The sequence below is a fragment of the Kitasatospora sp. NPDC004531 genome (genome assembly GCF_053602195.1).
Genome location: NZ_JBSGDD010000025.1, coordinates 24,427 through 49,576, shown reverse-complemented (window position 1 = coordinate 49,576; position 25,150 = coordinate 24,427). Strand labels below are relative to the sequence as shown.

Annotated in this window: 24 protein-coding genes and 2 riboswitches; of the genes, 8 read left to right on the top strand and 16 right to left on the bottom strand. The window is 73.3% G+C overall.

The annotated features are described in order from the left end of the window. Positions 1-2 precede the first annotated feature (2 nt). Positions 3-881: a substrate-binding periplasmic protein gene (locus tag ACWEMJ_RS13540; RefSeq protein WP_452137173.1), complete on the top strand. Its 879-nt coding sequence runs from the start codon at positions 3-5 to the stop codon at positions 879-881. Here the strand turns inward: ACWEMJ_RS13540 and ACWEMJ_RS13535 are convergent. The 3 genes from ACWEMJ_RS13535 to ACWEMJ_RS13525 form a co-directional block, all read right to left on the bottom strand. Then, positions 878-1,546 (bottom strand): response regulator, encoded by a 669-nt coding sequence (locus ACWEMJ_RS13535; protein ID WP_452137172.1) that lies wholly within the window; start codon positions 1,544-1,546, stop codon positions 878-880. The two genes, ACWEMJ_RS13540 and ACWEMJ_RS13535, sit on opposite strands and share 4 nt — an antisense overlap. Beyond that, positions 1,539-2,648, bottom strand: a complete 1,110-nt coding sequence (gene macS, locus ACWEMJ_RS13530) for a MacS family sensor histidine kinase (RefSeq protein ID WP_452137203.1) — start codon at positions 2,646-2,648, stop codon at positions 1,539-1,541. The genes ACWEMJ_RS13535 and macS overlap by 8 nt, the downstream gene beginning before the upstream one ends. 85 nt (positions 2,649-2,733) lie before the next feature. Further along, entirely contained in the window at positions 2,734-3,507 is a 774-nt protein-coding gene (locus tag ACWEMJ_RS13525) for a 1-acyl-sn-glycerol-3-phosphate acyltransferase (protein WP_452137202.1), read from the bottom strand. 180 nt (positions 3,508-3,687) lie between these two features. Between ACWEMJ_RS13525 and ACWEMJ_RS13520 the strand changes: the two genes are divergently transcribed. Next, positions 3,688-4,467, top strand: a complete 780-nt coding sequence (locus tag ACWEMJ_RS13520) for an alpha/beta hydrolase (protein ID WP_452137171.1) — start codon at positions 3,688-3,690, stop codon at positions 4,465-4,467. A 10-nt stretch (positions 4,468-4,477) separates the two neighbouring features. Then, on the top strand, positions 4,478-5,071 hold the full coding sequence (locus tag ACWEMJ_RS13515) for a hypothetical protein (protein ID WP_452137170.1): 594 nt from the start codon (positions 4,478-4,480) through the stop codon (positions 5,069-5,071). A 44-nt stretch (positions 5,072-5,115) separates the two neighbouring features. Here the strand turns inward: ACWEMJ_RS13515 and ACWEMJ_RS13510 are convergent, their stop codons facing one another. From ACWEMJ_RS13510 to ACWEMJ_RS13490, 5 genes are all read right to left on the bottom strand, one after another. Next, positions 5,116-5,874, bottom strand: a complete 759-nt coding sequence (locus ACWEMJ_RS13510) for an endonuclease/exonuclease/phosphatase family protein (RefSeq protein ID WP_452137169.1) — start codon at positions 5,872-5,874, stop codon at positions 5,116-5,118. A 99-nt stretch (positions 5,875-5,973) separates the two neighbouring features. Further along, positions 5,974-6,915, bottom strand: a complete 942-nt coding sequence (locus ACWEMJ_RS13505) for an ROK family glucokinase (RefSeq protein ID WP_452137168.1) — start codon at positions 6,913-6,915, stop codon at positions 5,974-5,976. A 197-nt stretch (positions 6,916-7,112) separates the two neighbouring features. Next, a complete protein-coding gene (locus ACWEMJ_RS13500; protein WP_452137167.1) occupies positions 7,113-7,391 on the bottom strand; it encodes a DUF5304 family protein in 279 nt (92 codons plus the stop codon). Between the two features lie 26 nt (positions 7,392-7,417). Beyond that, on the bottom strand, positions 7,418-8,578 hold the full coding sequence (locus tag ACWEMJ_RS13495) for an ArsA family ATPase (RefSeq protein WP_452137166.1): 1,161 nt from the start codon (positions 8,576-8,578) through the stop codon (positions 7,418-7,420). A gap of 8 nt (positions 8,579-8,586) precedes the next feature. Continuing rightward, a complete protein-coding gene (locus ACWEMJ_RS13490) occupies positions 8,587-9,021 on the bottom strand; it encodes an SRPBCC family protein (RefSeq protein ID WP_452137165.1) in 435 nt (144 codons plus the stop codon). A gap of 248 nt (positions 9,022-9,269) precedes the next feature. On the opposite strand from ACWEMJ_RS13490, the gene ACWEMJ_RS13485 reads away from it, so the two are divergent. Beyond that, the gene (locus ACWEMJ_RS13485; RefSeq protein WP_452137164.1) at positions 9,270-11,066 is read left to right on the top strand and encodes an AMP-dependent synthetase/ligase; all 1,797 of its coding nucleotides are present in this window, start codon (positions 9,270-9,272) and stop codon (positions 11,064-11,066) included. Between the two features lie 224 nt (positions 11,067-11,290). Here the strand turns inward: ACWEMJ_RS13485 and ACWEMJ_RS13480 are convergent, their stop codons facing one another. Beyond that, positions 11,291-12,433 (bottom strand): glycosyltransferase family 4 protein, encoded by a 1,143-nt coding sequence (locus ACWEMJ_RS13480; RefSeq protein WP_452137163.1) that lies wholly within the window; start codon positions 12,431-12,433, stop codon positions 11,291-11,293. Positions 12,434-12,702: 269 nt separating this feature from the next. Here ACWEMJ_RS13480 and ACWEMJ_RS13475 point away from each other — a divergent pair, with 269 nt between their 5' ends. Both ACWEMJ_RS13475 and ACWEMJ_RS13470 read left to right on the top strand, forming a co-directional pair. Continuing rightward, positions 12,703-14,082, top strand: a complete 1,380-nt coding sequence (locus tag ACWEMJ_RS13475) for a glycosyltransferase 87 family protein (RefSeq protein WP_452137162.1) — start codon at positions 12,703-12,705, stop codon at positions 14,080-14,082. A gap of 73 nt (positions 14,083-14,155) precedes the next feature. Next, a complete protein-coding gene (locus ACWEMJ_RS13470) occupies positions 14,156-15,058 on the top strand; it encodes a carbohydrate kinase family protein (protein ID WP_452137161.1) in 903 nt (300 codons plus the stop codon). Between the two features lie 4 nt (positions 15,059-15,062). Here ACWEMJ_RS13470 and ACWEMJ_RS13465 read toward each other — a convergent pair whose 3' ends face one another. The 6 genes from ACWEMJ_RS13465 to ACWEMJ_RS13440 form a co-directional block, all read right to left on the bottom strand. Next, positions 15,063-16,133 (bottom strand): hypothetical protein, encoded by a 1,071-nt coding sequence (locus ACWEMJ_RS13465; RefSeq protein WP_452137160.1) that lies wholly within the window; start codon positions 16,131-16,133, stop codon positions 15,063-15,065. Positions 16,134-16,342: 209 nt separating this feature from the next. After that, entirely contained in the window at positions 16,343-17,395 is a 1,053-nt protein-coding gene (locus ACWEMJ_RS13460; RefSeq protein WP_452137159.1) for an NlpC/P60 family protein, read from the bottom strand. 212 nt (positions 17,396-17,607) lie between these two features. After that, the gene (locus ACWEMJ_RS13455; RefSeq protein ID WP_452137158.1) at positions 17,608-18,669 is read right to left on the bottom strand and encodes an NlpC/P60 family protein; all 1,062 of its coding nucleotides are present in this window, start codon (positions 18,667-18,669) and stop codon (positions 17,608-17,610) included. A 10-nt stretch (positions 18,670-18,679) separates the two neighbouring features. Next, a riboswitch (cyclic di-AMP (ydaO/yuaA leader) is annotated at positions 18,680-18,844 on the bottom strand. Between the two features lie 355 nt (positions 18,845-19,199). Then, entirely contained in the window at positions 19,200-20,234 is a 1,035-nt protein-coding gene (locus ACWEMJ_RS13450; protein WP_452137157.1) for an NlpC/P60 family protein, read from the bottom strand. 193 nt (positions 20,235-20,427) lie between these two features. Further along, a complete protein-coding gene (locus ACWEMJ_RS13445; protein WP_452137156.1) occupies positions 20,428-21,837 on the bottom strand; it encodes an NYN domain-containing protein in 1,410 nt (469 codons plus the stop codon). Positions 21,838-22,012: 175 nt separating this feature from the next. After that, a complete protein-coding gene (locus ACWEMJ_RS13440; protein ID WP_452137155.1) occupies positions 22,013-22,279 on the bottom strand; it encodes a hypothetical protein in 267 nt (88 codons plus the stop codon). A gap of 150 nt (positions 22,280-22,429) precedes the next feature. Between ACWEMJ_RS13440 and ACWEMJ_RS13435 the strand changes: the two genes are divergently transcribed. Then, positions 22,430-23,224 carry a rhomboid family intramembrane serine protease gene (locus tag ACWEMJ_RS13435; protein ID WP_452137154.1) on the top strand — a complete coding sequence of 265 codons (795 nt, stop codon included), beginning with the start codon at positions 22,430-22,432 and terminating at the stop codon, positions 23,222-23,224. After that, on the top strand, positions 23,221-23,502 hold the full coding sequence (locus ACWEMJ_RS13430; RefSeq protein ID WP_452137153.1) for an Lrp/AsnC ligand binding domain-containing protein: 282 nt from the start codon (positions 23,221-23,223) through the stop codon (positions 23,500-23,502). The genes ACWEMJ_RS13435 and ACWEMJ_RS13430 overlap by 4 nt, the downstream gene beginning before the upstream one ends. Position 23,503: 1 nt before the next feature. On the opposite strand, the gene ACWEMJ_RS13425 is transcribed toward ACWEMJ_RS13430, so the two are convergent. Next, entirely contained in the window at positions 23,504-24,865 is a 1,362-nt protein-coding gene (locus tag ACWEMJ_RS13425) for an aminotransferase class V-fold PLP-dependent enzyme (protein WP_452137152.1), read from the bottom strand. A gap of 46 nt (positions 24,866-24,911) precedes the next feature. Continuing rightward, positions 24,912-25,029, bottom strand: a riboswitch (SAM riboswitch). Between the last annotated feature and the right edge of the window lie 121 nt (positions 25,030-25,150).

Here is a 25,150-nt window from a genome sequence, read left to right as displayed (position 1 = left end):
CCGTGCACGCACCACGCCCCGTCCGCCTGGCGGCCTGCCTGCTCCTGCTGGCCGCCGCCGCGTTCGGCTGCTCCGACGACAGCAAGCCCGACCCGTTCGACAGCGACCCGATCAAGGTCGGCTTCAAGGACGGCCGCCCCGGCATGTCCGTCCTCACCGGCAAGGGCAACTACGACGGCTTCGAGCCGCACGTGGCGCAGAAGGTGATTCAGGAACTGCTGCACCGCGACTTCACCTCGCTGCCCGTCACCACGGCCAACTGGAAGGAGGCGCTCCTCGACGGCAACACCAACCACAACAAGGTCGACCTGGTGATCGCCGACATCTCCGAACGGGCCGATCTGAAGAAGGACTTCGACCTGGCCGGCCCCTACCTGCAGACCCCGCTCGGCGTCCTGCTCAAAGCCTCCGACACCCGGGAGATCAAGAAGGCGGAGGACCTCCGGCCGCTCGCCGTCTGCGCGCAGGAGAGGACCACTGCCTACGACACTCTGGTGGACAACGGCGGACGGCCCCCCGTCACCGGGACCGACCTCAACTTCTGCATGGACCGGCTCAACGACGGCAGCGCCGACGCCGTGCTCGCCGACTACGTGGTGCTCCAGGGCATCGCGATCAACTCCGGAACCGGCACCTCGCACGCGTACCGGGTGCCCCGGAACGTCCACATCGGCAGGCCCCAGTACCTGATGATGATGCTGCCCAAGGGGCACCGGAAGGCCTGCGAGCTGCTCCGCCAGGCGATCGCCGACTACCTCAAGGACACCGACTGGACCACCACTTTGAAGCAGGACCTCGGGCTGGACGACTTCACCAACGAGGAGATCCGCGACACCTTCCAGCCGATCACCACCTCGGTCGGCGACCGCTGCTCCGCCTAGCCCAGCTCCTCGTCCAGCCCCTGTTCGATCGCGTACCGCACCAGCTCGACCCGGTTGTGCAGTTGCAGCTTGCCGAGGGTGTTCTGGACGTGGTTCTGCACGGTGCGGTGCGAGAGCACCAGGCGGTCGGCGATCTGGCGGTAGGAGAGTCCCTTGGCGACCAGCCGCAGCACCTCCGTCTCCCGGGGCGTCAGTTGCGGCGCGGCGGGCCGGGCGGGGGTGCCGGGTTCGGTGGCGAGGCGGCGGAACTCGCCGAGCACCAGGCCGGCCAGGCCGGGGGTGAAGACCGGGTCGCCGAGGGCGGTGCGGCGGACCGCGTCGATCAGCTCCTCGCGGCCCGCCGACTTCACCAGGTAGCCGGTCGCCCCGGACTTCACGGCCTCCAGCACGTCGGTGTGCTCGCCGCTCGCGGACAGCACCAGCACCCGCACCGCCGGGTCGGCGGCCACCACCTGGCGGCACACCTCGACGCCGGGCAGCGCGGGCAGGTTGAGGTCCAGCACCACCACCTGCGGGGAGCTGGCCCGGGCGCGGCGCACCGCCTCCTCGCCGTCCCCGGCGGTGGCCACCACCGCGAACCCGGCCTCGGCCAGGTCCCGGGCCACCCCGTCGCGCCACATCGGGTGGTCGTCCACCACCATCACCCGCACCGGCTGATCAGTCATCGCCACCCCTCCGCGGCCACCGCAGTTCCACCTCGACGCCCTCCCCGGGCACCGAGTACAGCTCGGCGCTGCCGCCGAGGTCCAGCATCCGGCCCCGGATGGACTGCGCCACGCCGAGCCGGCCGTCGCTCCGGGCCTGCGCCAGCCGTCCGGCCGGGAACCCGGGGCCGTCGTCGCGCACCGAGACGGTGACGGCCTCCGGCTCGTCCTCCAGCAGGATCCAGGCCCGGGCGCCCTCCCCGGCGTGCACCCGGACGTTGTCCAGCGCGGCGGCGACGGCGGCGGCCAGTTCGGCGGCCACCGGCGCGGGCAGCAGCACCGGCGTGCCGGGCGCGGCGACGGTGATCCGCTCGCCGGCGTGCCGGGAGATCAGCGGACGCAGGTCCGCCTCGCCGTCGGTGACGGCCGCCGCCTGCTGCTGGCCCGTCATCAGGGCCCGCAGCGCCCGTTCCTGTTCGCCCGCCAGCCGGCCCAGTTCGGCGGCGTCGCCCTGCTGACGGTGCACCAGGGCGAGCACCTGCAGGACGCCGTCGTGGATGTCGCGGGTCAGCCGCTCGCGTTCCCGGGTGGCGGCCTCCACCTGGAGCGCCCGGGTGAGCACCGCCTCGCTGGCCCGGGCGAGTTCGATGACGTAGCCGATGGCGCAGCCGGCCACCAGCAGCAGCACGATGTTGTGCAGGTTGTCGGGGCTGATCCCGCCGTGGCCGAGGATGTTGGCGGCGCCGATCACCGCCCCGGCGAACGCGGCGGGCCGCCAGCCGCCCTTGCCCGCGAAGCCCAGCACCGTGCCGGCCGCCCAGATGGTGGGCAGCGTCGGCGCGCCGGCGTGGATCCGGGCGGGCGTGTCGATGAAACCGCTCTGCACGATGCCGAACACCGCGAACGTCAGGTCGGTGCCGAGCACCGCCCAGGTGCAGCGCTTCGGCCCGGCGAACGCCCTGGTGCTGGCCAGCGTCCACAGGGTCAGCGCGCCCAGGTAGATCCAGCCGGACACCGGGTGCAGGAACTCCCGGTAGGCGGTGAGGAACCGCAGCACCGCGTACGCCAGCGCCAGCACCCGGAAGTACCCCATGGCGCGCCACAGCGGCAGTTCCACTGACATCCCGCCGGCCACCACCGCCGCGGCCGGGCCCGGCACGGCCGCTCTGTGTTCCTCCACGCCAAGCCCCCCTGACGCTGAGGGCCGGTCAGGCCCCGGCGTCCTTCTCCTGCGCTGTGTCCTTCTCGGCCTGCTCGGCGGCCTTCTCGGCCTTCTGCTGCGCCTTGCGGTCCGCCTCGGCGGCCTTCTTCTCCTCCGCGAGCTGCCGCTTGGCGGCGGTCGCGTAGATGTCGACGTACTCCTGGCCGGACAGCCGCATGATCTCGTACATCACCTCGTCGGTGACCGAGCGCAGGATGAACCGGTCGTTCTCCATGCCCTGGTAGCGGGAGAAGTCCAGCGGGCGGCCGATCCGGATGCCGGGGCGGACGCCGAAGTTCGGGATCACCTGGCCGGGCGGCTGCACCTTCTCGGTGTCGATCATCGCGACCGGGATCACCGGCGCTCCGGTGGCCAGCGCGACGCGGGCCAGGCCGCCGACCTTGCCCCGGTACAGCTTGCCGTCGGGCGAACGGGTGCCCTCCGGGTACACGCCGAACACCTCGCCGCGCTCGATCACCGCGATGCCGCTGCGGATCGCCGCCTCGCCGGCGCCCCGGGCGCCCGAGCGGTCCACCGGCAGCTGGCCGACGCCCTTGAAGAACGCGGCGGTCAGCCGGCCCTTGATGCCGGGCGTGGTGAAGTACTCGGCCTTCGCGATGAACGTCACCCGCCGCTTGAGCAGCGCGGGCAGGAAGAACGAGTCCGAGAAGGACAGGTGGTTGCTGGCGAGGATGGCCGGGCCTTCGTCCGGAATGTTCTCCTCGCCCTCCATCCACGGCCGGAAGAAGATCCGCAGCAGCGGCGCGACGATCATCTTCATCAGTCGGTAGAACAACCGGGGCCTCCTGTTGTGCGGACCGGACGATCCTAATGCCCCGGCCCGCGCGCCCGTGCACCGGCGACCCGTCCGGGGCCGCAGCGGGCCTCTGTACGGGCCACCCTCCCCGTGGGACGATCGAGGCCACCCTCGCCCGCGCCCCCACCTCCAGGAGTCCCGCCGATGCCGCTGCTGCCGGGAGCCGAACCGTACCGCCACGACGGCGGTCCGGTCGGTGTGCTGCTCGTCCACGGTTTCACCGGTTCCCCGCAGTCCATGCGCCCGTGGGCCGAACACCTGGCCGACGCCGGACTCACCGTCAGCGTCCCGCTGCTGCCCGGCCACGGCACCCGCTGGCAGGACCTCCAGCCGACCCGCTGGGAGGACTGGTACGCCACCGCCGAGGCCGCCCTCGCCGAGCTGACCGCCCGCTGCGAGCAGGTCTTCGTCTTCGCGCTGTCGATGGGCTCCTCGCTCGCCCTCAAGCTCGCCGAGAAGCACGGCGACCGGATCTCCGGACTGGTGCTCGTCAACCCGTCGGTGCGCTCCGACAACCCCGGGACGGTGCTTCTTCCGGTCCTGCGCCACCTGCTGCCCTCGCTGCCGGGCGTCGCCGGGGACATCGCCAAGCCCGGCACGGCCGAGGTCGGCTACGACCGCGTGCCGCTGCACGCCGCCTGGTCGCTGGCCCGGCTCTGGAAGAGCGTCCAGGCGGGAATGCCCAAGGTGACCCAGCCCGTTCTGCTGTTGCACAGTCCGCAGGACCACGTGGTCTCGCCGCACAACTCGGCGCTGGTACTCGCCCGGATATCCTCGACCGATGTGACGGAGCTGCTGCTCGACCGCAGCTTCCACGTGGCCACGCTGGACCACGACGCCGGTCTGATCTTCGGGGCGAGCCTCGACTTCGTCCGGCGGCTGGCCCCGGCAGCGGCGGTCGATGCCGGGAACCACTCGGGCTGAAAGGCCGATAGTGAACGAGACCAGCAAGGCGAACGACGACGAGGACCTGCCCCGCGACGACCCGAAGGCGGCCGAGCCCGCCGAAGAAGCCGCGCCCGAGCCCGCCCCGCGGCGCCCCGCCGCCGGCAGCCAGGCCGAGCAGGACGCGATCTTCGCCGCGCTGGTCGCCCAGTTCGACGAGCCCGTGGACGCCACCGACCAGGCCTGGCCCGACGCGGAGAACGTCCGCGAGCGCCCCCGCCGGCCCAGCGCGCCCACCGGCCCCACCGGCCTCGGCGACTTCACCCCCCGCCCGGTCCCCCGCCCCGTCGAGGGCGGCCCGCGCGACTACACCGTCGCCGAGAACGAGGACGACGACCACTTCGTCCCGCCGGAGCCCCCGCCGCTGCCGCCGGCCGACACCACCGCCAAGTTCGCCTGGCTGGCCGTCCTCGGCGGCCCGGCGCTGCTCCTGTTCGACGCCGTGGTCTGGCGCGAGGTCTCCGGCTGGCCCGCCTGGGTCGGCATCATCGCCTTCCTCGGCGGCTTCGGCACGCTGGTCGCCCGCATGAAGGACCGCGACGACGACGAGCCCGAGGACCCCAACGGCGGCGCCGTCGTCTGACGCGCCGTGCCGGGGCCGACGACCGCTCGGCCCCGGCACACCGCTTACGCCGCGGGCACCCGCAGCGACGCCAGCACCGGCAGATGGTCCGTCGCCGCCCGCAGATCCTCCGCCGAGACCCCCGGCAGCGGATACGGCACCCCGCAACCCAGCACGTCGATGTCCGGCGTCACGAACACCCCGTCGATCCGCTGGTACGGCTCCGCCGGCACCGAAGTGAACGTCCCGCCCCACGGCGCCTTCGCGTGCGCGTCCACCATCTCCTCCGCGAAGCGCCGCCAACCCGGTTCCTCCGGCGGCTCGTTGAAGTCGCCCGCCACCACGCCGGGCTCCCCGGGCCGCAGTTGACGGCGCAGCAGCTCGAACTGCCGCAGCCGCTCCTCGGGTTGAAGACTCAGGTGGCAGCTCGTCACCGAGAACGGCCGCGACCCGCCGATCCGCACCAACGCACTCGCGAACCCGCGCGCGTGCAGGCCCCGCGTCTTCGGCAGCAGCACGTCCCGCAGCTCCAGCACGTCCACCCGCAGCCTGCCGAGCAGCAGCGGCCCCGCCGCGACGCGGCCGCCGCCGGCCAGGATCACCATCCCGGTCCTGTGCGCGAGCCACGCCGCGGCCTTCTCGCTCTTCCAGTACCGCGGCGACTCCTGCACGCACACCACGTCCGGATCGCACGCCCGGATCACCCGGGCCACGGCCGCCCGGTCGTCGCGCAACGACCGCACGTTGTAACTCATCACCCGCACCCGCCGCGCCCCGTCCGGCTCCACCCCGGAGGACGCCAACGCAACATCAGTGTCCGTCACCTGACCGACAGTAACAGGAGGGTGGGGAATCAGGGAGAGAAGCGAGAGGGCGCGAAAACAGGGGCACGCGGGGGTGCCTCCCGGTTCCCGCCCCTGCGCCTACACCCGCGCGAGGTCTCCCGCTCCCGCGATCCCCGCCGCCGAGCCCATCGACGCCAGGACGACGTCCGCCTTCGGTCGGGCCGGCCCGCCCGTCAGGTACTTCCCGAACGCCGCCGCCACCGGGTCGAGCAGCAGCCGGCCGGAGTCCGACACGCCGCCGCCCAGCACGAACACCGCCGGGTCGAACAGCGCGGCGAGGTCGGCCATGCCGCGGCCGAGCCAGTCGGCGAGCTCCGCGTAGCAGGCCAGGGCCAGCGGGTCGCCTTCTTCTGCGGCCTGGGTGATGTGGATGCCGCGGATGGTCTCGGCGACGCCCTCGTTGAGTTCGAGCATCCGCTTGCCGGCGATCGGGTCGGCCGCGGACTTCTCCCGCCCGTAGCGGCGCAGCGCCCGCCCGGAGCCGTACTGCTCCCAGCAGCCGTGCCCGCCGCAGCCGCAGAGCAGCCCGTCCGGGACCATGTTGAGGTGGCCGATCTCGCCGGCCACGCCGAACCGCCCGCGGTGCAGGCGGCCGTCGAGGACGATGCCGCCGCCGATGCCGGTGCCGACGGTGATCAGCACCATGTCCTCGTACGCGGCCGCGGCGCCGAACCGGAACTCGGCCCAGGCGGCGCAGTTGGCGTCGTTCTCGACCACGGTGGGCAGGCCGGTGAGTTCCTCGACGCGCTGCTTGAGGGGCTCGTTCTCCCAGGCGATGTTGGGCGCCATCAGGACGGTGGAGCGGTCCCGGCTGACGAAGCCGGGCGCGCCGACGCCGACGGCGGCGACGTCGGGGTACTGCTCCTTCAACTCCCGCACGCCCTGGGCGATCGCGTCGACCGCCCACTGGGGGTCGGCCGGGGTGGGCACCCTGGTCCTGGCCAGAATCTCGCCGGACTCGTCGACCACGCCTGCTGCGATCTTGGTACCGCCGACGTCCACGCCGATGGTCAGAGCCATGTGTCCCTCAGCTATTCACTCGTTCCCGCTCAGGCGGAACGGTACCGGCTGAGGGGTGCCCACGTACACAGTTCGGCCTACATTATCCGAAGGCAGTTCACGACGAACTCGGCGCTCTGCCTTCAGAAGTCATACCGACTGTCCCGTTCGGTGATGGCTTGAAATCACAATGTGACGCTGGCGAACCACCGGCTTCACTACTTGTCGGAGGCCTCTTCGGCCCCGTCCAGGTCCACCCGCTCGGTCTCGGCGTGTTGGGGCGCCGACCAGCGCTTCTCGTGCCCGGCCACGACGGCCCGGTACGCGGCCAGCAACTCGCCGCCGGCGGCGGCCAGGTGGCCGTACACCTCGGGGTTGGACTCGCGCAGCCGGTCGCCGATCTCCAGCGCCTTGCCGCCGAGCGCGGTCGCAAACTTCCGCACCTCTTCCACCAGCGGCGCGAACTCGCCTGTCCCGCCCGGCTGTTCCGTACTCATCAGCTGCTCCCGTCAGTCGGATTCCGCTACCCGCGCGGCCACAGCGCCGGATCGGGGGTGAACCGCACCGACAGCGTCCCGTCGACCAGGCCGGCCCCGCTGACCGTGCAACGGCGCAGCGCGGACGGGAGTGCCACGACTCGTCGGTAGTTTCCGGTGCCGAGGACCAATTCGTCGCCGCGGCGCAGCAGTTCGAGGTCCTGGCGGTCGGCGCCGGGCAGCGGCAGGTGCCAGATCAGCAGGTTCTCGGCGGCCAGCCGGTCCTCGGTCCAGGGCTCGGCGGGCGCGGGGATCGGGGGTGCGCCGGCCGGGTAGAGCTCCTCGGCCAGCGCCTGCAGCGAGTCGGGCTGCCGCACGGTCAGCAGCGGGACGTCCAACTGCTCGGCGATCTCCGCGAGTTGCGCGTGCTGCCGGGCGGCGGTGCGGGCCAGCCACGGGTCCGGGGAGTCGGCGGCGCCGGCGGGGTGCGCGCCGTGCGCGACCACCGCGTCCAGCGGCAGGCCGTGCAGGGCCAGGCCGGCCCGGATCCGGGCGAGGGCGCGGGGAGCGGGTCGGGCGGCGTCCAGCACCAGGCGGACGGTGGTGCCGGGCGCGGTGATCGCGGCGGCAGCCTCGGCGAGCGCGCCGGACGCGGCGGCCCGGGCCTCGAACAGCTTGTCGGTGGGCATCGGGACGCCCGCCAGTCCGGCCAGCAGCGGGCGCAGCGCGCGGGCGGCCTGGCGCTGTTCGGGCAGCAGCCGGGCCAGGTAGCGCTCCAGCTGGGCGGGGAGCGCGAGGGTGGCGATCAGCTCGGCGGGCGGCGGGGCGGCGACCACCAGCACCTCGGCCCGGGCCCGGGGCAGGGCGCGCAGCAGGGCGAGGGCGCGGGTGCCGGGCAGCGGGGCGAGTTCGTCGGGGTCCAGCGGCTGGGCGCCTATCAGGTCCAGCGCGGGGGCGAGGCGGTCGCGGTAGCCGTCCAGGGCGGCCCGGAACGCGGCCTGCTCGTCGAGCCGGACGGCGGCCAGGCACGGTTCCAGTTCGACGGCCTCGGGGCCGAGCCGGACGCCGAGCAGGTCGTCGACGGCCCGGTGCGGGTCGTCGGCTGCCAGCAGCAGGGTCTCGCTGCCCTGCCGGGCGTGGTGCAGGGCGGTGGCGGCGGCGATCCTGGCGGACTCGGGGCCGCTGATCAGTACGGTGCGGGTGGCCACGGGCCCGGTCAGCCCTCGACGCGCTTCTTCAGGCCGGCCAGTGCCCGGTCGATGATGACCTTCTCGGCCTTGCGCTTGATCATGCCCAGCATCGGGATCTTGACGTCCACGGCCAGCTGGTAGGTGACCTCGGTGCGGCCCTGGCCCGCCGGGGCGAGCCGGTAGGAGCCGTCCAGGGAACGCAGCATCTGGCTCTTGACGAGCGTCCAGGCGACCTCGCGGTCGCCGTCCCAGGTGTAGGCGAGCACGTGCTCGTCGCGGATCGCGCCGGCGTCCAGCAGCAGCCGCACCTCGGCGGCGCGGCCGTCCGGCCCGGTCTGCAGGACCTCGATCTCCTTCAGCTCGTCGGTCCACTCCGGGTAGGCGGCGAAGTCGGCGATCACCGCCATGACCTCGGCCGGGGTGGCGTCGATGACAATGCTCGACCTGGTGTGCTCCGCCATTGCGGCCTCCGCGATCTCCCTGTGCTGCTGTGCGCCCAGCAGAGGCTATCGCGGGCGGGACCGCGTCCTTTCCGCCGAGGCACCTTACCGGCGGGTCACGTCGGGACTGTCGTAGGGTTCGCATCGGTCCATCCCACGTCCGACCTGCGATGTGACGATCGGAACACCGAGGCCGACCCCTCTGGTCGAACTCACCTACCCAGCAGTAACGTCCAGTCGTCCCGCAGCGTCGCGTACGAGGAGCAGTCTTGCTCGAGGAGTTCAGCCTTCCGGCCCGCTACCAGGTACCGAGCGACGGCAACCTCGCCGACCTGGTCCACCAGAACGCGGAGCGGCACCCGGGCGTCGCTGTGCTCAGCCGCAAGGCTGACGGGCGGTGGCAGGACCTGACCGCCGTCCAGTTCCTCGCCGAGGTGCACGCCGTCGCCAAGGGCCTGATCGCCTCGGGCGTCGGCCCGGGCGACCGGGTCGCCGTGATGTCCCGCACCCGCTACGAGTGGACGCTGCTCGACTTCGCGATCTGGACCGCCGGCGCGATCACCGTCCCCGTCTACGAGACCTCCTCCGCCGAGCAGGTCCAGTGGATCCTCGGCGACTCCGGCGCGCTCGTCGTCGTCACCGAGACCGACCAGCACGCCGCCGTCGTCGCCGAGGTCCGCGAGGCGCTGCCCGCGCTCCGGCACACCTGGCAGATCGAACGCGACGGCATCGCCGCCCTGGTCCGCGCCGGCCAGGACGTCGGCGACGAGGTGATCGCCGAGCGCCGCGTCCTCGCGAACGCCGACTCGATCGCCACCATCGTCTACACCTCCGGCACCACCGGCCGCCCCAAGGGCTGTCAGCTCACCCACGGCAACTTCCTCGCCGAACTGGGCAACGTCACCCGCCGGATGCCCGAGCTGTTCGTCACCGGCGAATCCTCGGTCCTGCTCTTCCTGCCGCTGGCCCACGTGCTCGGCCGGATCGCCGAGATCGCCGCCGCCATCGCCCCGGTCAAGCTCGGCCACGTCTCCGACATCCGCAACGTCACCGAGGAACTCGGCTCCTTCCAGCCGACCCTGATCCTCGGCGTCCCGCGCGTCTTCGAGAAGGTCTACAACACCGCCCGCGCCAAGGCCCAGGCCGACGGCAAGGGCAAGATCTTCGACCGCGCCGCCGAGACCGCCATCGCCTACAGCCGCGCCCTGGACGCCGGCGGCCCCTCGCTGCTGCTCCGCGTCAAGCACGCGATCTTCGACAAGCTGGTCTACGTCAAGCTCCGCAACGCCCTCGGCGGCCGCTGCAAGACCGCCATCTCCGGCGGCGCCCCGCTCGGCGAACGGCTCGGCCACTTCTACCGCGGCATCGGCTTCTCCGTCCTGGAGGGCTACGGCCTCACCGAGTCCTGCGCGGCCACCACCTTCAACCCCAACGACAAGGCCAAGATCGGCACCGTCGGCCAGCCGCTGCCCGGCTCCGCGATCCGCATCGCCGAGGACGGCGAGGTCCTGCTCAAGGGCCCGCAGATCTTCACCGGCTACTGGAACAACCCCACCGCCACCGCCGACGCCCTCCAGGACGGCTGGTTCGCCACCGGCGACCTCGGCACCCTCGACGACGACGGCTACCTGACCATCACCGGCCGCAAGAAGGAGATCATCGTCACCGCCGGCGGCAAGAACGTCGCCCCCGCCGTGATCGAGGACCGCATCCGCGCCCACGCGATCATCGGCGAGGTCATGGTCGTCGGCGACCGCAAGCCCTTCATCGCCTGCCTGGTCACCGTCGACGACGAGTTCTTCCCCCGCTGGAAGGCCCTCAACAACAAGCCCGCCGACGCGACCGTCGCCGACCTCCGCGAGGACCCCGACCTCCTCGCCGCCATCCAGGCCGCCGTCGACGACGGCAACCAGGCCGTCTCCCACGCCGAGGCCGTCAAGAAGTTCCGCCTCCTCACCACCACCTTCACCGAGGCCAGCGGCCACCTCACCCCGTCCCTCAAGCTCAAGCGCAACGTCGTCCTCAAGGACTTCGCCGCCGAGATCGAGGGCCTCTACACGAAGTAGGACGGGCGCGAAACCAGGGAGCGCACCACCAGGGGCGCGGGGAACTGCGCGAAGCGGAAGGCACCCAACCGCAAGATCGCGACGCAGGACAATGACCTGCACGTGATCGCGACCTCACGGACGTGGTTGGCGCTTGTCGCGCAGTTCTCCCCCAGCCCTAGCGGGCCGGGAGGTGCCCCCACGCGCCCCTGGTGGTGCGCTCCCTGGTTTCGCACCCCCTCCTGTCACCGAACCTCAAGCAGCCCCGTCAGCCGGTCCGCCAGCATGTCCCACCGCCAGGCGTCGTGCACCCACTTGCGCCCGGCCTCCCCCATCTCCCGCCGCAGCTCCGCGTCGCCGAGCAGTCGCACCAGCCGCTCCGCCAGGACCGTCTCGCCGCCCTTCCCCGGCACCACGAACCCCGTCTCCCCCTCGCGGACCGCGTCCGGCGCCCCGCCGGAGTCCCCCGCGACCACCGGCAGCCCCGTCGCCGAGGCCTCCAGATAGACGATCCCCAGCCCCTCGACGTCCAGCCCGCCCCGCCGGGTCCGGCACGGCATCGCGAAGACGTCGCCCGCCCCGTAGTGCGCGGGCAGCTCCTCCCACGGCACCGCCCCCGTGAAGACCACCGACCGCCGCACCCCCACCGAGTCCACGAGCTTCTCCAGCTCGCCCCGGTAGGGCCCGCCGCCGACGATCAGCAGCACCGCGTCGGGCTGTGCGGCCAGCACCCGCGGGAAGGCCCGGATCAGGGTGTCCTGCCCCTTGCGCGGCACCAGCCGCGACACGCACACCACCACCGGCCGCTCCGTCAGCCCCAGCCGCGCCCGCACCGCGTCCCCGCCGGAATCCGGCCGGAAGGTCGACTCGTCGACTCCCGGCGGCAGTTGGACCATCCGCGAAGCGACCCGCGGTCCGACCGCCCGGGCGATCCGCGACCGGGTGTACTCGCCCAGGTACGTCAGGACGTCGGTGCTGCCCCCGATCCGCCGCAACAGCTGCGCGGAGACCGGCAGTTGGGCCCACGCCGCCTCGTGCCCGTGGGTCATGCCGAGCAGCCTCTCGGCGCCGGCCCGGCGCAGCGTGGGGGCCATCAGCCCGAGCGGCGCGGCGGCCCCGAACCAGACGGAGGTGCACTTCTCGGCGCGCAGGATCTCCGCCGCCCGCCGGGTGACCCGGGTGGTCGGCAGCATCATCCGCGTCCGGTCGCGGATCACCGGGAACGGCTGCGCGGCGTCGAACTCGGCAACTTCGCGTCCGTCCCGCCAGGTGGAGGCGTACACCACGATCGACCCGGCGGGTTGACGGACGGCCATGTTGTGGACGAACGCCTGGATGCCGCCCGGCCTGGGCGGAAAGTCGTTGGTGACGATGAGGGTTCTGTTCATGTGCCGCGGCTCGCTCGGTCAGGGGGTGCTCGGAGTACCCGTGAGTGGTCCGTACGATAGGTCACCGTGCCCGTCCGCCGGGAACGCGGCCCGCACCGTCACGACGGCGGGACACGGCGGGACCGCCGCAGGCCCGGAAGGTTCGGACACGGTTCGGAGAAGTGAGAGGACACCGCCGCAACCGATGCGGTGTGCTGGTGGTCCTTAACCGGTGCCCCCCGGCGTGCCCGCCCGGCGCCGGTGCGCACGCGACGACCCGAAGGAGCGTAGTGGAGTCAGCCCAGGCCGAACGGCCCGGAAGTTCGGAGCCCCCGGCGCTGCCTGCCTCGCCCGGCTCCGTCCCGCCCGGCCCCGCCCCGAGCCGCCGCCCGCTGTGGGTGCTGACGGCCGGCTGGGTGGTCTCCCGGACGCTGCTGGTCCTGGTGGTCTCGGGGGTGCTGCGGATCGCCAACACGGACGTGACGGCAGACGTCTCGGTGATCTACCACAGCTGGTACGAGGTGCTGCGCACCGGCACCTTCCCGCTGGACGACGTGACCTGGCAGTACCCGCCGGGCGCCGCGCTGGTGATCCTGCTGCCGGGTCTGCTGCCGTGGTCGTACCTGGTGTCGTTCTTCGTGATCTGCGTCGCGGTGGACGCGGCGGCGATGGCGCTGCTGATGCGGGCCGGCATCCGCCGGGGCCGCAGCTACCTGGGTGCCTGGTACTGGCTGGTGGGCGTTCCGCTGCTCGGACCGACGGTGTACTGCCGGTACGACATCATCGTGACGGCGCTGGCGGTGGCGGGCCTGCTGGTGGTGCTGCGCCGCCCGGCGCTGGGCGGTGTGCTGCTGGGCCTGGGCGGCCTGTTGAAGATCTGGCCGCTGCTCGCGCTGTTCGGCACGCCGCGCGGCCGGCGCACCCGCCGCTCGTGGACCTGGGCGGCGACGTTCGCGGGGGCGCTGGGCTTCCTGCTGACGGCCGGCATGAACGGCGCGTTCGAGTTCCTGAAGTTCCAGTCGGAGCGGGGCATCGAGATCGAGTCGCTGGGCGCGCTGCCGCTGCACTTCGCGAAGCTGGCGGGGTCCTGGCACGGCACGGTGACGATGAACTACGGCTCGGTGGAGTTCCTCGGCCCGTGGGTGCCGGTGATCTCCAAGGTGATGGTGGGCATGACGGTGGCCGGCTTCGGCTGGCTGCTGATCTGGCGCCTGCGGGCGGCCCGTTGGACCTCGGCGACCACGTTCGACGCGGCGCTGTGCGCGCTGCTGGTGTTCACGGCGACCAGCCGGGTGATCAGCCCGCAGTACATGGTCTGGGTGGTCGGCCTGGCGGCGGTGTGCCTGACGGTGCGCGGGACGAGCCAGCGCCCGGTGGCGCTGCTGGTGCTGGTGGCCACGGTGCTGACCACGCTGGAGTTCCCGGTGATGTTCGGGCTGGTGAACCGCAGCGAGCTGCCCGGCGTGCTGGTGCTGACGGCCCGCAACCTGGTGCTGCTGGCGGCCACCGTGCTGTCGGCGTACCGGCTGTGGCGCTCCACCCGGCGGCGCGAGGCGCTGACCACGGTGGTGCTGCCGGCCGGGCAGTCGGCCCCGCCGTACCCGGTGCGCCCGGGCATCGCCTACGAGCAGGACCTGCTGGACGACCTCACCCCGGCCGACCGCTCCTGAACGGTCCCGCGACGGCCCTGCAAGTTTCTGAAAGTGCTTGCAGGGCCGGGCTTTTCGCTGCCACCATCGCCGGATGATCGACTACGACATCCTGATCGTCGGCGGCGTCGGCGTGGACACCATCGTCCGGGTGGACCGCCTGGAGATCCCGTCCGGCCGCGACTCGGCGCACGTCCCCCCGGTCCTCGACTACCCGGCGCACACCGGCAACGGCGTCGCCCTCGCCTGCCACGCGCTGGGCCTGCGCACCAAGCTCGCCGACTTCCTCGGCGAGGACCCGCAGGGCGCCCTGGTGCTGGCCGAATACGCCCGCCGCGGCCTGGACTTCAGCCACCTGCCGGCCCCCAACGGCACCCCGCGCAGCGTCAACCTGGTGGACGCGGACGGCCTGCGGTTCTCGTTCTACGACGGCCGCCACCCGGCGGACGCCCGGCTGCCGCGCGCGTTCTGGCTGCCGCTGCTGGAGCGCGCCAAGCACGTCCACCTGTCGATCACCGGCGTCAACCGGGAGATGTACCCGGACGTCGAACGGCTGGGCCGCTCCAGCTCCACCGACCTGCACGCCTGGGACGGCGAGAACGAGCACCACCGGTTCTACGCGCTCCGCTCCGACGTGGTGTTCCTGTCGGCGGCCGGCCTCGGCAACCGCCCGGAGGCGGTGATGCGGTCGGTCCTGGAGCACGGCCGGGCCGAACTGGTGGTGGCCACGGCGGGCGCGCACGGCGCGTTCCTGCTCACCCGCGACGACGCGGCGCCCCGGCACTTCCCGGCGGTCGACCCGGGCGCGCCGATCGTGGACAGCAACGGCGCGGGCGACGCGTTCGTCTCCGGCTTCCTGCACGGCCGGCTGGCGGGCCGCCCGGTCGAGGAGTGCATGCGCACGGGCGCGGCGGCCGGCGCGTTCGCCTGCACCACGGCGGGCACCCACACCGCGTTCCTGGACGCGGCGGGCCTGGAGCGGGCGCTGGCCGGCTGACCGCTCACTCCCGCAGGCCGGCCACCTCGCCCTGCCAGTGTTTGGTGAACTCGGCGACGCCCAGGCCGAGTTCGGCCCGGAAGGCGCGCTCCAGGCCGCCGGTGCCGTACTGCCCGACCGTCCGGTAGAGCGCCACCAGCCGCTGCGGCCCGTACCGGCGGGCGATCAGGTCGCAGGCCAGCCAGGACTGCTCGTAGGCCTGGGCGATGCCGGCCGACCCGGCGGCGAAGGCCTCGTCGGCGGGCAGCCCGTCGGGCATCCGCCCGGCCCGGACGTCCCTGGCCAGTTCGGGGGCGATCTGCCGGGTGGTGCGCCCGGTGCCCTGGTAGCCGGTGTAGTCGGCGACGCCCTCCGACAGCCACAGCGGGGTGCACGACTTGGTGTCGGCCCGGGTGGCGACGTGGGTGGCCTCGTGGGTCACCACCACCCGCCGGCCCAGGTCGCTGAGCTGCCGGTACGCCTCGGGGTTGACCACGATCCGGTCGGCGGGGGTGTGCGTCGGCGCGCCGCCGACCGCCAGGGTGACGGCCGCTATGCCCTGGTAGGCGTCCGCGGAGACGTCCATCCGGCGGGCGAACTGCTGGACGGTGAGCGGCAGTTCGAGCAGCAGCGGGCCGGGCCGCCAGGTGCCCCAGACGGATTCGACGGTGGGCACGGCACGGTCGGCGAGCGCGGCCAGGTCGGCCAGCTCGGTGTCCTCGCCGAGGCCCAGCACCACGCTGTGCTGCCCGTTCGCGGTCCGGACGGCGCCCAGGTCCCAGGGCGCGACCGCGCCGGTCGGCGTCTCCCGCAGCACCCGCCAGCCGGCCGGCTCCCGCTGCAGCTCGATCTGCCGCTCCAGCAGCGCCGGGTAGTCGTCCACCCCGGCGATCCGGTAGCCGAGTTCGGCGCCGACGGTCAACCGGTCGGCCCCGGGCGCGGGTTCGGAGAACGCGGTCAGCCGCAGCGTGTACTCGGTGAAGCGGATCGCGGCGGTGCGCGCGATCAGGTCCCGGTCGGCCTCCTCGGCACCCGCCGCCGTCGGCAGCCCGGCGAGGTCGCGCCGCAGGATCGCGGCCGCCCGTCGCGCCAGCACCTGCGCGACAACGTCCCGGGCCCCGGACGGCGCGCCCGGCCCGAGCGGGGCGGCGGCCGGCGCGGCGGGCCCGGCCGGCCGCGCCCGGGGCAGCGACAGCTGGGTGGCGCACCCGGCGGCGACCAGCAGCGCGGCCCGCCGGGACAGCGACGCCCCGGCCGGCCGCGGAGCTCGGGGCGGCAGGTCGGTGACCAGGGGCTCGTGCTGGTTCAGACCCGCACCACCGAGTTGACCGGCATCGCGCTGACACTCTCGTAGCGGACCCGGGCGCCCGGATGGGGGGCGTGCACGACGACGCCGCCGCCGGCGTACATGCCGACGTGGTGCCTGTCCTTGAAGAAGATCACCAGGTCTCCGGGCCGGGCTTCGGCGAGGCTCACCCGCCGGCCGGCCGTGGCCTGCCCCTGCGAGGTCCGCGGCAGGGTCACTCCGGCCTGCCGCCACGCCCAGTACATCAGACCGGAGCAGTCGAACGAGCCCGGCCCGGAGGATCCGTACACGTACGGGGAGCCGATCTTCGAGACGGCGGCGTTCAGCGCGGCGGCGGCGCGCTCGGAGGCGGGCGGCTGGTCGCCGAGGTCGAACCGGTCGCGGCCGCGGGTGACGCGGTCCTGGGCGTCCCGGGCGTCGTCGTCGGCGAGCCGGGCCCGCTCGGCGGCGCTGAGGCCGCCGAGCAGCCGCTGCGCCGCGGCGAGCCGGCTGCGCACCTCGTCCTTGGCGGCGGCCAGCCGCTCCCGGGCCGCTTCGAGCTCGGCGAGCTTGGCGGTGGTCTCCTGGCGGCGCTGGTCCAGCCGGCGCTGCCGTTCGTTCAGCTCGCGCAGCACGTCGTTCTGCCGCGCGGTGGCCTGGCCGAGGGCGCGGGCCCCGGCCAGGTAGGACGCCGGGTCGTGGTCGAGCATCAGCCGGACGGTCGGATCGACGCCCTGCGCGCGGTACTGGGCGGCCACCACCGCGCCGAGGTCGGCGCGCAGCCGGTTGAGGTCGTCCTGCCCGGCGGCGACCTGCCCCTGCAGCGTGCCGGCCTCGCGCTGCAGCCGGCGCTGCTGCTCCTGCGCGGCGTTGTACTTCTCGGACGCCTGCTCGGCCTCCTCGTACAGCTGGTCGACCTGCGCCTTGACGTCGCCGCGGTCGGGCGGATCGGTCGGCGCGGCGCCGGCCGGCGCGACACCCAGGTGGAGCACCCCGGTCGCGGCGGCGGTGAGCGCCAGAACCCGGGCGAGGCGCTGGACACCGGGCAGTGGGGGGCGACGGTGCACGGACACGTGCGACGACTCCGTTCCTGCGGCCGGCCTCCGCCGCCGCCCGCCGGTCGGGCGGCCGTCCGCACGGGGGGCCGGGGCAGAGGTTAGCGAGTCCGATCGATCCAGTCCAAACCCCGACAAGCTCGAATATTCGACCGCGAATCGGACACTCGAACGACCGCGGCCCGGCACCCCCGTGCGGGGTGCCGGGCCGGAGCGGCCGGAGGGGGCCGTCAGACGCGGACGATCTTGACGATCGGCATCACGGTGGCGGACTCGTAGCGGACCTGCGTACCGGTGCGCGGTGCGTGCACGATCTGCCCGTTGCCGACGTACATGCCGACGTGGTGCATGTCGCCGTAGTAGATGACCAGGTCGCCGGGCCGGGCGTTGGCGATGTTGGTGCCGATGTTGGTGCCGGCGCCCGCCTGGGCCTGCGAGGTGCGCGGGATCGACACGCCGGCCTGCGCGTAGGCCCACTGCATCAGGCCGGAGCAGTCGAAGGTGCTCGGGCCGGCCGCGCCGTAGGAGTACCAGCTGCCCAGCTTCGACAGCGCGGCGTTCAGCGCGGCGCCCGCGTAGCCGGCCGGCGCCGGGGCGCTGAGGTCGGTGCGGACGGTGTCGCGGGAGGCCCGCTCGGCCTGGCTGCGCGAGGCGTCGGCGGCCTTGGCCTCGGCCGCGTTCAGCTCGTCGCGCTCCTTCTGGGTGAGCGTGTTGAGCAGCTCCTGCGCCTTGGCCAGCTTGGCCTTGACGTCTTCCTTGTCGGCCTGCAGGGCCTTGGTGGTGGTGTCCAGCTCGGCGAGCTTCTGCTCGGCCTCCTTGCGCTGGCCGTCCAGCTTGGCCTGCTCGGCCTTGAAGTTCTTGAGCAGGTCCGACTGGTTGGAGCCGACCGCGTTGAGCGCGCCCGCCTGCCCGAGGAAGTCGTCCGGGTTGCTGGACAGCATCAGCTGCATGGTCTGCGGGATGCCGCCGTTGCGGTACTGCTCGGCGGCGATGTTCGCCAGACTCTCCTGGACGGTGGTCACCTGGTCCTGCTGCCGGGCCAGCTGGTCCTGGAGCTGGGTGACCTGCTTCTGCAGGTCCCGCTGCTTCTCCACGGAGGCGTTGTACGCCTCGATCTTCACCTCGGCCTGCTCGTTGAGCTGGTCGACCTGCTGCTTGACCTGGTCCTTGCTGGGCGCCGGGTCGGCGTGCGCGCCGCTCTGGGCGGACAGCGCCACGGCGGTGGCGGCAGCGGCGGTGAGAATCGAGACCCGGGCGCGGCTCGCGGGCTTGGGACGGCGATGGGACGCCACGAAGGCGGACTCCTTCTTCCTCACACCGCCTACCGGGTGAGCTGACGGGTTCGGGCCGGAAGAGATGCCCTACAGCGCCTCACCGCCCGCTGTCGCGGCCGACCCGGCGCCGATTCACCCCGGGGGAACGTGGTTCCCCGGCTCCGTTCGACAGCAGCCCCGGCTGGGGCATCCCCGTCGGCGGATCGCCTTCTGACGACCCGCCCGCTGCGTCACGGACTCGGCGGCGACCTCCGCCGTCGCCCCCCTTGGGCGATCGACTCTGCGGCGGTCGAACCAAGACCCTAGTAACCGATCCGTGATCCGTTCAAATCCTTGTCGGAAAAAAATCTGAATCTGAGTCAATTTCGATTGTGAAACTGACCGAACGTAAGGGTTTCGTTGCGCAGTGCGTAGCATTTCCCGCCGCACGCCGGAGAAACACCACGCCCGGACGTGTTCGAGATCACAGCGCGATCTCGACGCGTCCGGGCGTGTCACAGCACGTCAATTGCGGCCCTCTGGGGGCATATGTCCGATTCTTCGGGCCGTCAGACCCGGCGGATGGTCGAGATCGGCATCGCGTCCACCGGCATGGTCTTCACCACGTCGCCGGTGTGCGGCGCGTGCACCACCATGCCGTTGCCGATGTACATGCCGACGTGGTGCCGGTCGCCGTAGTAGACCACCAGGTCACCGGGCTGGGCGTTGTGCCAGTCGGTGCCCACGTTGGTGCCGTAGCTGCCCTGCGCCTGCGAGGTGCGCGGCAGCGAGACGCCGGCCTGCGCGTACGCCCACACCATCAGACCGGAGCAGTCGAAGCTGCTCGGGCCGGTGGCGCCCCACACGTACGGCGCGCCGCGCTTGCCCAGCGCCTTCGACACCGCGACGCCGGCGTAGCCGCCCGCCTGCGGCAGGTTGCTCAGGTCGACCCGGTCGGCGCCGCGCGAAGCGGTGCCGCCGCCCTGCGTGATCGAGAGGCGGTCGGCGGCGGAGAGCGTGTTGAGCAGGGTCTGCGCCTCCTCCAGCTTGCTCTTGACGTCGTTCTTGGCGTTGTTGAGCGTCTGGGTCTGGCTGTCCAGCTCGGCCAGGACGTCCGCCGCCTCCTGCTTCTGCTGGTCCAGCCGGCGCTGCTGGTCCTGCAGCGACTTCAGGGTGTCCGCCTGGGTGCTGGCGGCCTGGTCGAAGGAGGACGCCTGGGCCAGGTACTTGTCCGGGTCGGCGGAGAGCATCAGCTTCATCGACGGGTCGATGCCGCCCTGCCGGTACTGGTCGCCGGCCACCGCCGCCAGCCCGGAGGCCAGCTCGGTCAGCTGCTCCTGGCCGCGCGCGACCTGGTCCTGCAGCTGGTCGGCCTGCTTGCGCAGCTGGTCGGCCTTCTCCTTGGCGCCGTTGTACTTCTCGGCCGCCTGCTCCTGCTCGTCGAGCAGCTTGTCGACCTGCGCCTTGACCTCGTCCTTGTTGGGCTTGGCCGGTGCGGCGTGCGCACTCACCTGGGCCGACAGGGCGACCGCGGTCGCGGCGGCAGCGGTGAGCACGGTCACCCGGGCGCGACTCGGCTGCTTGGGACGGCGGTGGGAGGCCAAGGCGGTGCTCCTTCTTCCTGCTGGACTCACCCAATCGGGCGATCATCCGGAATATAGGTTTGACGCCAGACCCTAGTGAAGTCCCTGCCCCCGCGTCCACTCCCGAGGGGCTCCCGGTTCCCCTTCCCCGCCCCTCTTCACCACACCGACACACTCCGGACGCCCCACGGCCGCTGACCGGGCGTCAGCCGGCTCAGCTGCGCGACAGCCGGTTCAGCAGCAGCACCGAGGCCACCGGGCGGGCGCCGGCCTTGCGCACCCCGTCCGCGACCTCCTTGTCCGCGGAGACCACCACCACCGGCCGGCCCTGCGGCTCGGCCCGCACCAGGCGGCGGATCAGCTCGTCGGCGGTCTCCCCGGTCCGGCTGAACCGGACCCGCACCCCGCGCGGCGGGGCCATGATCACCGGCACGTCCAGGTCCTGGCCGTCGAACACGCAGGTCACCTCGGCCTGGGTCCGCTGGGCCAGCATCGCCAACCCGCCCAGCAGCCTCAACCGCTGCTGCTCCAGCGGCAGTTGCGGGTACCCGGTCTTGGTCACGTTGTAGCCGTCCACCACCAGGTGGACCTGCGGGATGGCCAGCAGCTGGTCCAGCAGCGCCGGGTCGTCCTCGGCCAGTCCGCGCCGGGCCACGGCGTGCGGCGAGGCCGAACCGGGCTCGACGGCCTCCACCAGGTCGGCGGGGCGCAGCGCCGTCACCGGCAGCGCCAGTTCCCGCTGCAGGCCCTGGGCGGACTGCAGCACGGTGTCCAGCAGCAGCCGCAGCCGCATGTCCTCGACGCTGCGGCCCTCGCGGGCGGTGCGCCGACCGGTCTCCACGGCGGTCTCCAGCTCGGCGATCCGGTGCCGCAGCCGGCGGGCCTCGATCTCGGCGGCGCCGCGTTCGGCCGCGGCGGCGGCCCGGGCGGCCTCCAGCTCGGCGGCCAGCCGGCGGCTCTCGGCCTGCGCCCGGCGGGTGTCGGCCTCCAGCGAGCGGACCTTCTTGCGCAGCGAGTCGGCCTCCCGGCGCACCCCTTCGGACTCGGCGCGGTGGCGGTCCAGTTCGGCGCGGGCGGCGGAGCGGGTCTCGGCCAGCTCCGCCTGGAGCTTCTCGGCGAGCCGGGCGGCCTCGGCGGCGGCGCCCTCGGCGTCCACCCGCTCGGCCTGCTCGCCGGCCTCCTCGACCAGTCGCCCCCAGCCGGCCGGGCGCACCAGGTACGCGGCGGCGGCCACGTCCATCGGGTCGGCGGCGGCCGGCACGGTGCCCGCTTCCAGGGCGCGCACCAGGTCGGGCTGGCCGAGCCGGAGCCGCTCGGCTATCCGCACCCGGAACGCCGGGTCGGACTCCAGCGCGGCGGCCAGCGCGGTGGCCGCGTACTTGGCCCGCCGGGCGGGGGTGAACTTGGCGTACGGGCGCAGCGCGGCGGGCAGCTCGCCGGCCGGGATGCCGCCGAGCGCGTCGGAGGCGATGCCGACCACTCGCCGGCGCACGCCCTCGGGCAGCGCCCGGGCGGCCGTGTCGCCGTTGCCGTCCTCGCCGCCGGGAGCGGGCTCCGGGGTCTGCTGGACCGGAGCGGGCGCGGTCCCGTCCGTGCCCGCGGGCGCGTTCGCTGCCTCCGCCACTGTTCTCGGCTCCGATCCTGGTCCGGGCGGGCCCCGGCGGGTGCCGGGGGCGTTGGTGTCCGCCGCTGCTTGCAATTGTCCCGTCTACCGTGCCGCACCGACAGCACCCCGCCGACGAGTCCGCCCCGCGCCCCGGTCCGGGGCGCGGACGGGGACGCGGGGCGGTGGAAGTGCGTCAGCCCTGCGCGGGGCCGCCCTCCGCGGGCTCCTCGGCGCCCGGGCGGGCCACCAGCTCGACCTGGTCGACGGCGTTGCACCAGCGGCAGCGCACCGACTCGATGGTCTCGGCGAGCACCTGGGTCTCCTCGACCTTGGAGTCGCCGGCCAGGTCGAAGTGCAGGAAGTCGATCACCCGGGAGGACCGGGTGACGTCGAAGCGGGTGAGGTTGCCGCACAGGGTGCAGCGCCAGCGGGTCTCGGCGGTCGGCGCGGCGATGGTCATCAGTGGTCCCTCTCGGCTGGTCCCGGTTTCCGGGCCTCCAGCCTATTGCCTGGACGGTGACGCCCGGGTCACCGGTCCAGTGCCCGGACGCTCACCCGTCCGGAGCAGCGCCCGGTGTCGCGGGTGCGCCCCCGAGGAATGCTGACCGGCATGGTGCTTTCCGCCCCCGCCCGGGCCGGTTCGCCGGCGGCCGCGCGGACCGCCCGCACCCCGGTCGTCAGCTACCTGCTGATCGCGCTGTCCGCGCTGGTCCTGCTGGTCGGCCCGGCCGGCCTGAACCCGGGGTACGGCAGCGGCGCCGCCCGGGCCTGCGCCGAGCAGCGCTACGAGCACCGCTGGGGCGCCGTCCCCGCCGAGCTGCTGAGCGGCCGCCCGCTGACGGCCGACCGGCTGGCCTCGCCGACGCCCGGCTGCACGCTCCCGCCGACGCCCTCCAAGATCCCCGAACTCTCCGTCCTCACTTCGCTGTTCGTCCACGCGGGCTGGCTGCACCTGGTCGGCAACCTGCTGTTCCTGTTCGTCTTCGGCCCGGCCGTGGAGAGCCGGCTGGGCCGGATCCGCTTCCTGATCGGCTACCTGGCGATCGGCTACCTGGCCACCTACGGCTACGCGGTGGCCGAGGCGCACAGCGCGGACGGGACGCGCGCCCTGGTCGGCGCGTCCGGCGCGATCGCCGGGGTGCTGGGCGGGTACCTGCGGCTGTGGCCGCGGGCCCGGGTGACGGTGCTGGTGCCGGTGCTGCTGTTCCTGCCGCTGCGGTTCCCGGCCTGGCTGGTGCTCGGCCTGTGGTTCGCGCTCCAGTGGTGGTCCGTCAGTTCGGGCGGCGGCGGGGTGGCCTACCTGGTGCACGTGATCGGCTTCGTGACCGGCTGGCTGTTCGCCTGGGCCGCCCGTCCGGCGGGCGATACCCTGAGCGCACCTTCTCGAACAGGAGTTGCTCAGTGATCACCGCGATCGTCCTCATCAACACCAGCGTCGACCGGATCCCCGAGATCGCCGAGGCGATCGCGGCCATCGAGGGCGTCAGCGAGGTCTACTCCGTGACCGGCACCTACGACCTGGTCGCGATGGTGCGGGTGCGGGGGCACGAGGAGCTGGCCGACGTGATCCCCGGCCGCCTCAACAAGGTCCCGGGCGTCTCCAACACCGAGACCCACATCGCCTTCCGCACCTACTCGCAGCACGACCTGGAGGCCGCGTTCTCGCTCGGCCTGGACGGCTGACTCAGCGCTGCCGAGTGTCGGCGACGCAGCGCCCGCCCTCGTTGCGGTAGCTCCACCGCGCGCCGTCGGTGACGAGGTCCCGCACGGCCCCCAGGAACCGGTCCAGGTGCTCGACGGGGGTGCCGGCGCCGAAGCTGACCCGGATCGCGTTCAGGCTCCGCTCCCCCGGCAGCGAGGGCTCGGGCGCGCCGCACTGGCTCGGCGCGGCGTCCTCGCCGCCGAGCAGGGTCCGCACCAGCGGGTGCGCGCAGAACAGCCCGTCCCGGACGCCGATGCCGTACTCGGCGGACAGCGCGGCCGAGAAGTGCGAGCTGTTCCAGCCGCGCACCACGAACGACACCACGCCGACCCGCTCGGAGTCCTCGCCGAACAGGCTCAGCACCCGCACCTCGGGGATCGCCGCCAGCCCCTCCGTCAGCTTCGCCACCAGCGCCCGTTCCCGGGCCTCCAGCGCGTCGAAGCCCGCCTCGGTGAGCGCCCGGCAGGCCGAGGCGATGGCGTAGGCGCCGATCACGTTCGGCGAACCGGCCTCGTGCCGGGCCGGGCCGGTGTGCCACTCCACCGCCACCGAGCCGTCCAGCTCCCGGGCCACCGTCCGGCTCGCCCCGCCGCCGGCCAGGTACGGCTCCGCCGCGTCCAGCCAGTCCGCCCGGCCCGCCAGCACGCCCGCCCCGAACGGCGCGTACAGCTTGTGGCCGGAGAACGCGATCCAGTCGACGTCCAACTCCCGCACCGACACCCGGTGGTGGGGCGCCAGCTGGGCCGCGTCCAGCACCACCCGCGCGCCGTACCGGTGGGCGACCGCGGTCAGCTCGCGGACCGGCCACAGCTCGCCGGTGACGTTCGACGCCCCGGTCACGCAGAGCAGCTTCGGCCCCTCGGCCGCCGCCAGCAGCGCCTCCTCCAGCGCGGCCACCGCCTCGCCGTGCGAACGCGGCGCGCGCAGGTAGCGGACCGTCAGGCCGTCGCGGCGCCAGGGCAGCAGCGAGGCGTGGTGCTCGGTCTCGAACGCGAACACCTCGGTCCCGGCCGGCACCGCCCCCGCCAGCAGGTTCAGCGAGTCGGTGGTCGCCCGGGTGAACACCACCTGGTCGCCGTCCCGCAGGTCCAGGAACTCCGCGACGGTCCGCCGGCTCTGCTCGAACAGGTCGGTCGACAGCTGCGACAGGTACCCGGCGCCCCGGTGCACCGACCCGTAGTACGGCGCGTACGCCGCGACGTCCTCCCACACCCGGGCCAGCGCCGGCGCACTCGCCGCGTAGTCCAGCGCCGCGTAGCCGACCTTCTCCCCCGACGCCAGCGGAACCTCGACGTCCTGGCCCAGCACGGCCAGCGGCGCACAGATCTCGGCGGTCACAGACATGGATGCACTCCTCCACAGGGTAAGGACCCCGGGTGCATCGACCGGAAGTCCGCGCTTGCCGCGCGGACGGATCGCCACGCAGCCCGGTCCTCACCCAGGGCACCCCGCCACGGACGGAGGGTTGCCGGACAGCAAGCTGGGGCTTGTCGCTGCCACTCATGACCTGCGAAGCACCTTACACGAGCCTGGAGTTGACTCAAGTCCCGGCCACATGCTGAAACACTCCCGCCATCCGCGCCCGCTCCCCGCGAACGGCGACGGTCCGCCCGGCGGGGTCAACTCCCT

Excerpts from the sequence above, each read along its gene's own strand:
- ACWEMJ_RS13525 (WP_452137202.1), bottom strand. The coding sequence starts at position 3,507 with ATGAAGATGATCGTCGCGCCGCTGCTGCGGATCTTCTTCCGGCCGTGG.
- ACWEMJ_RS13470 (WP_452137161.1), top strand. The coding sequence starts at position 14,156 with ATGATCGACTACGACATCCTGATCGTCGGCGGCGTCGGCGTGGACACC.
- ACWEMJ_RS13480 (WP_452137163.1), bottom strand. The coding sequence starts at position 12,433 with ATGAACAGAACCCTCATCGTCACCAACGACTTTCCGCCCAGGCCGGGC.
- ACWEMJ_RS13435 (WP_452137154.1), top strand. The coding sequence starts at position 22,430 with ATGGTGCTTTCCGCCCCCGCCCGGGCCGGTTCGCCGGCGGCCGCGCGG.
- ACWEMJ_RS13440 (WP_452137155.1), bottom strand. The coding sequence starts at position 22,279 with ATGACCATCGCCGCGCCGACCGCCGAGACCCGCTGGCGCTGCACCCTG.
- ACWEMJ_RS13535 (WP_452137172.1), bottom strand. The coding sequence starts at position 1,546 with ATGACTGATCAGCCGGTGCGGGTGATGGTGGTGGACGACCACCCGATG.
- ACWEMJ_RS13505 (WP_452137168.1), bottom strand. The coding sequence starts at position 6,915 with ATGGCTCTGACCATCGGCGTGGACGTCGGCGGTACCAAGATCGCAGCA.
- ACWEMJ_RS13490 (WP_452137165.1), bottom strand. The coding sequence starts at position 9,021 with ATGGCGGAGCACACCAGGTCGAGCATTGTCATCGACGCCACCCCGGCC.
- ACWEMJ_RS13520 (WP_452137171.1), top strand. The coding sequence starts at position 3,688 with ATGCCGCTGCTGCCGGGAGCCGAACCGTACCGCCACGACGGCGGTCCG.
- ACWEMJ_RS13500 (WP_452137167.1), bottom strand. The coding sequence starts at position 7,391 with ATGAGTACGGAACAGCCGGGCGGGACAGGCGAGTTCGCGCCGCTGGTG.
- ACWEMJ_RS13425 (WP_452137152.1), bottom strand. The coding sequence starts at position 24,865 with ATGTCTGTGACCGCCGAGATCTGTGCGCCGCTGGCCGTGCTGGGCCAG.
- macS (WP_452137203.1), bottom strand. The coding sequence starts at position 2,648 with ATGTCAGTGGAACTGCCGCTGTGGCGCGCCATGGGGTACTTCCGGGTG.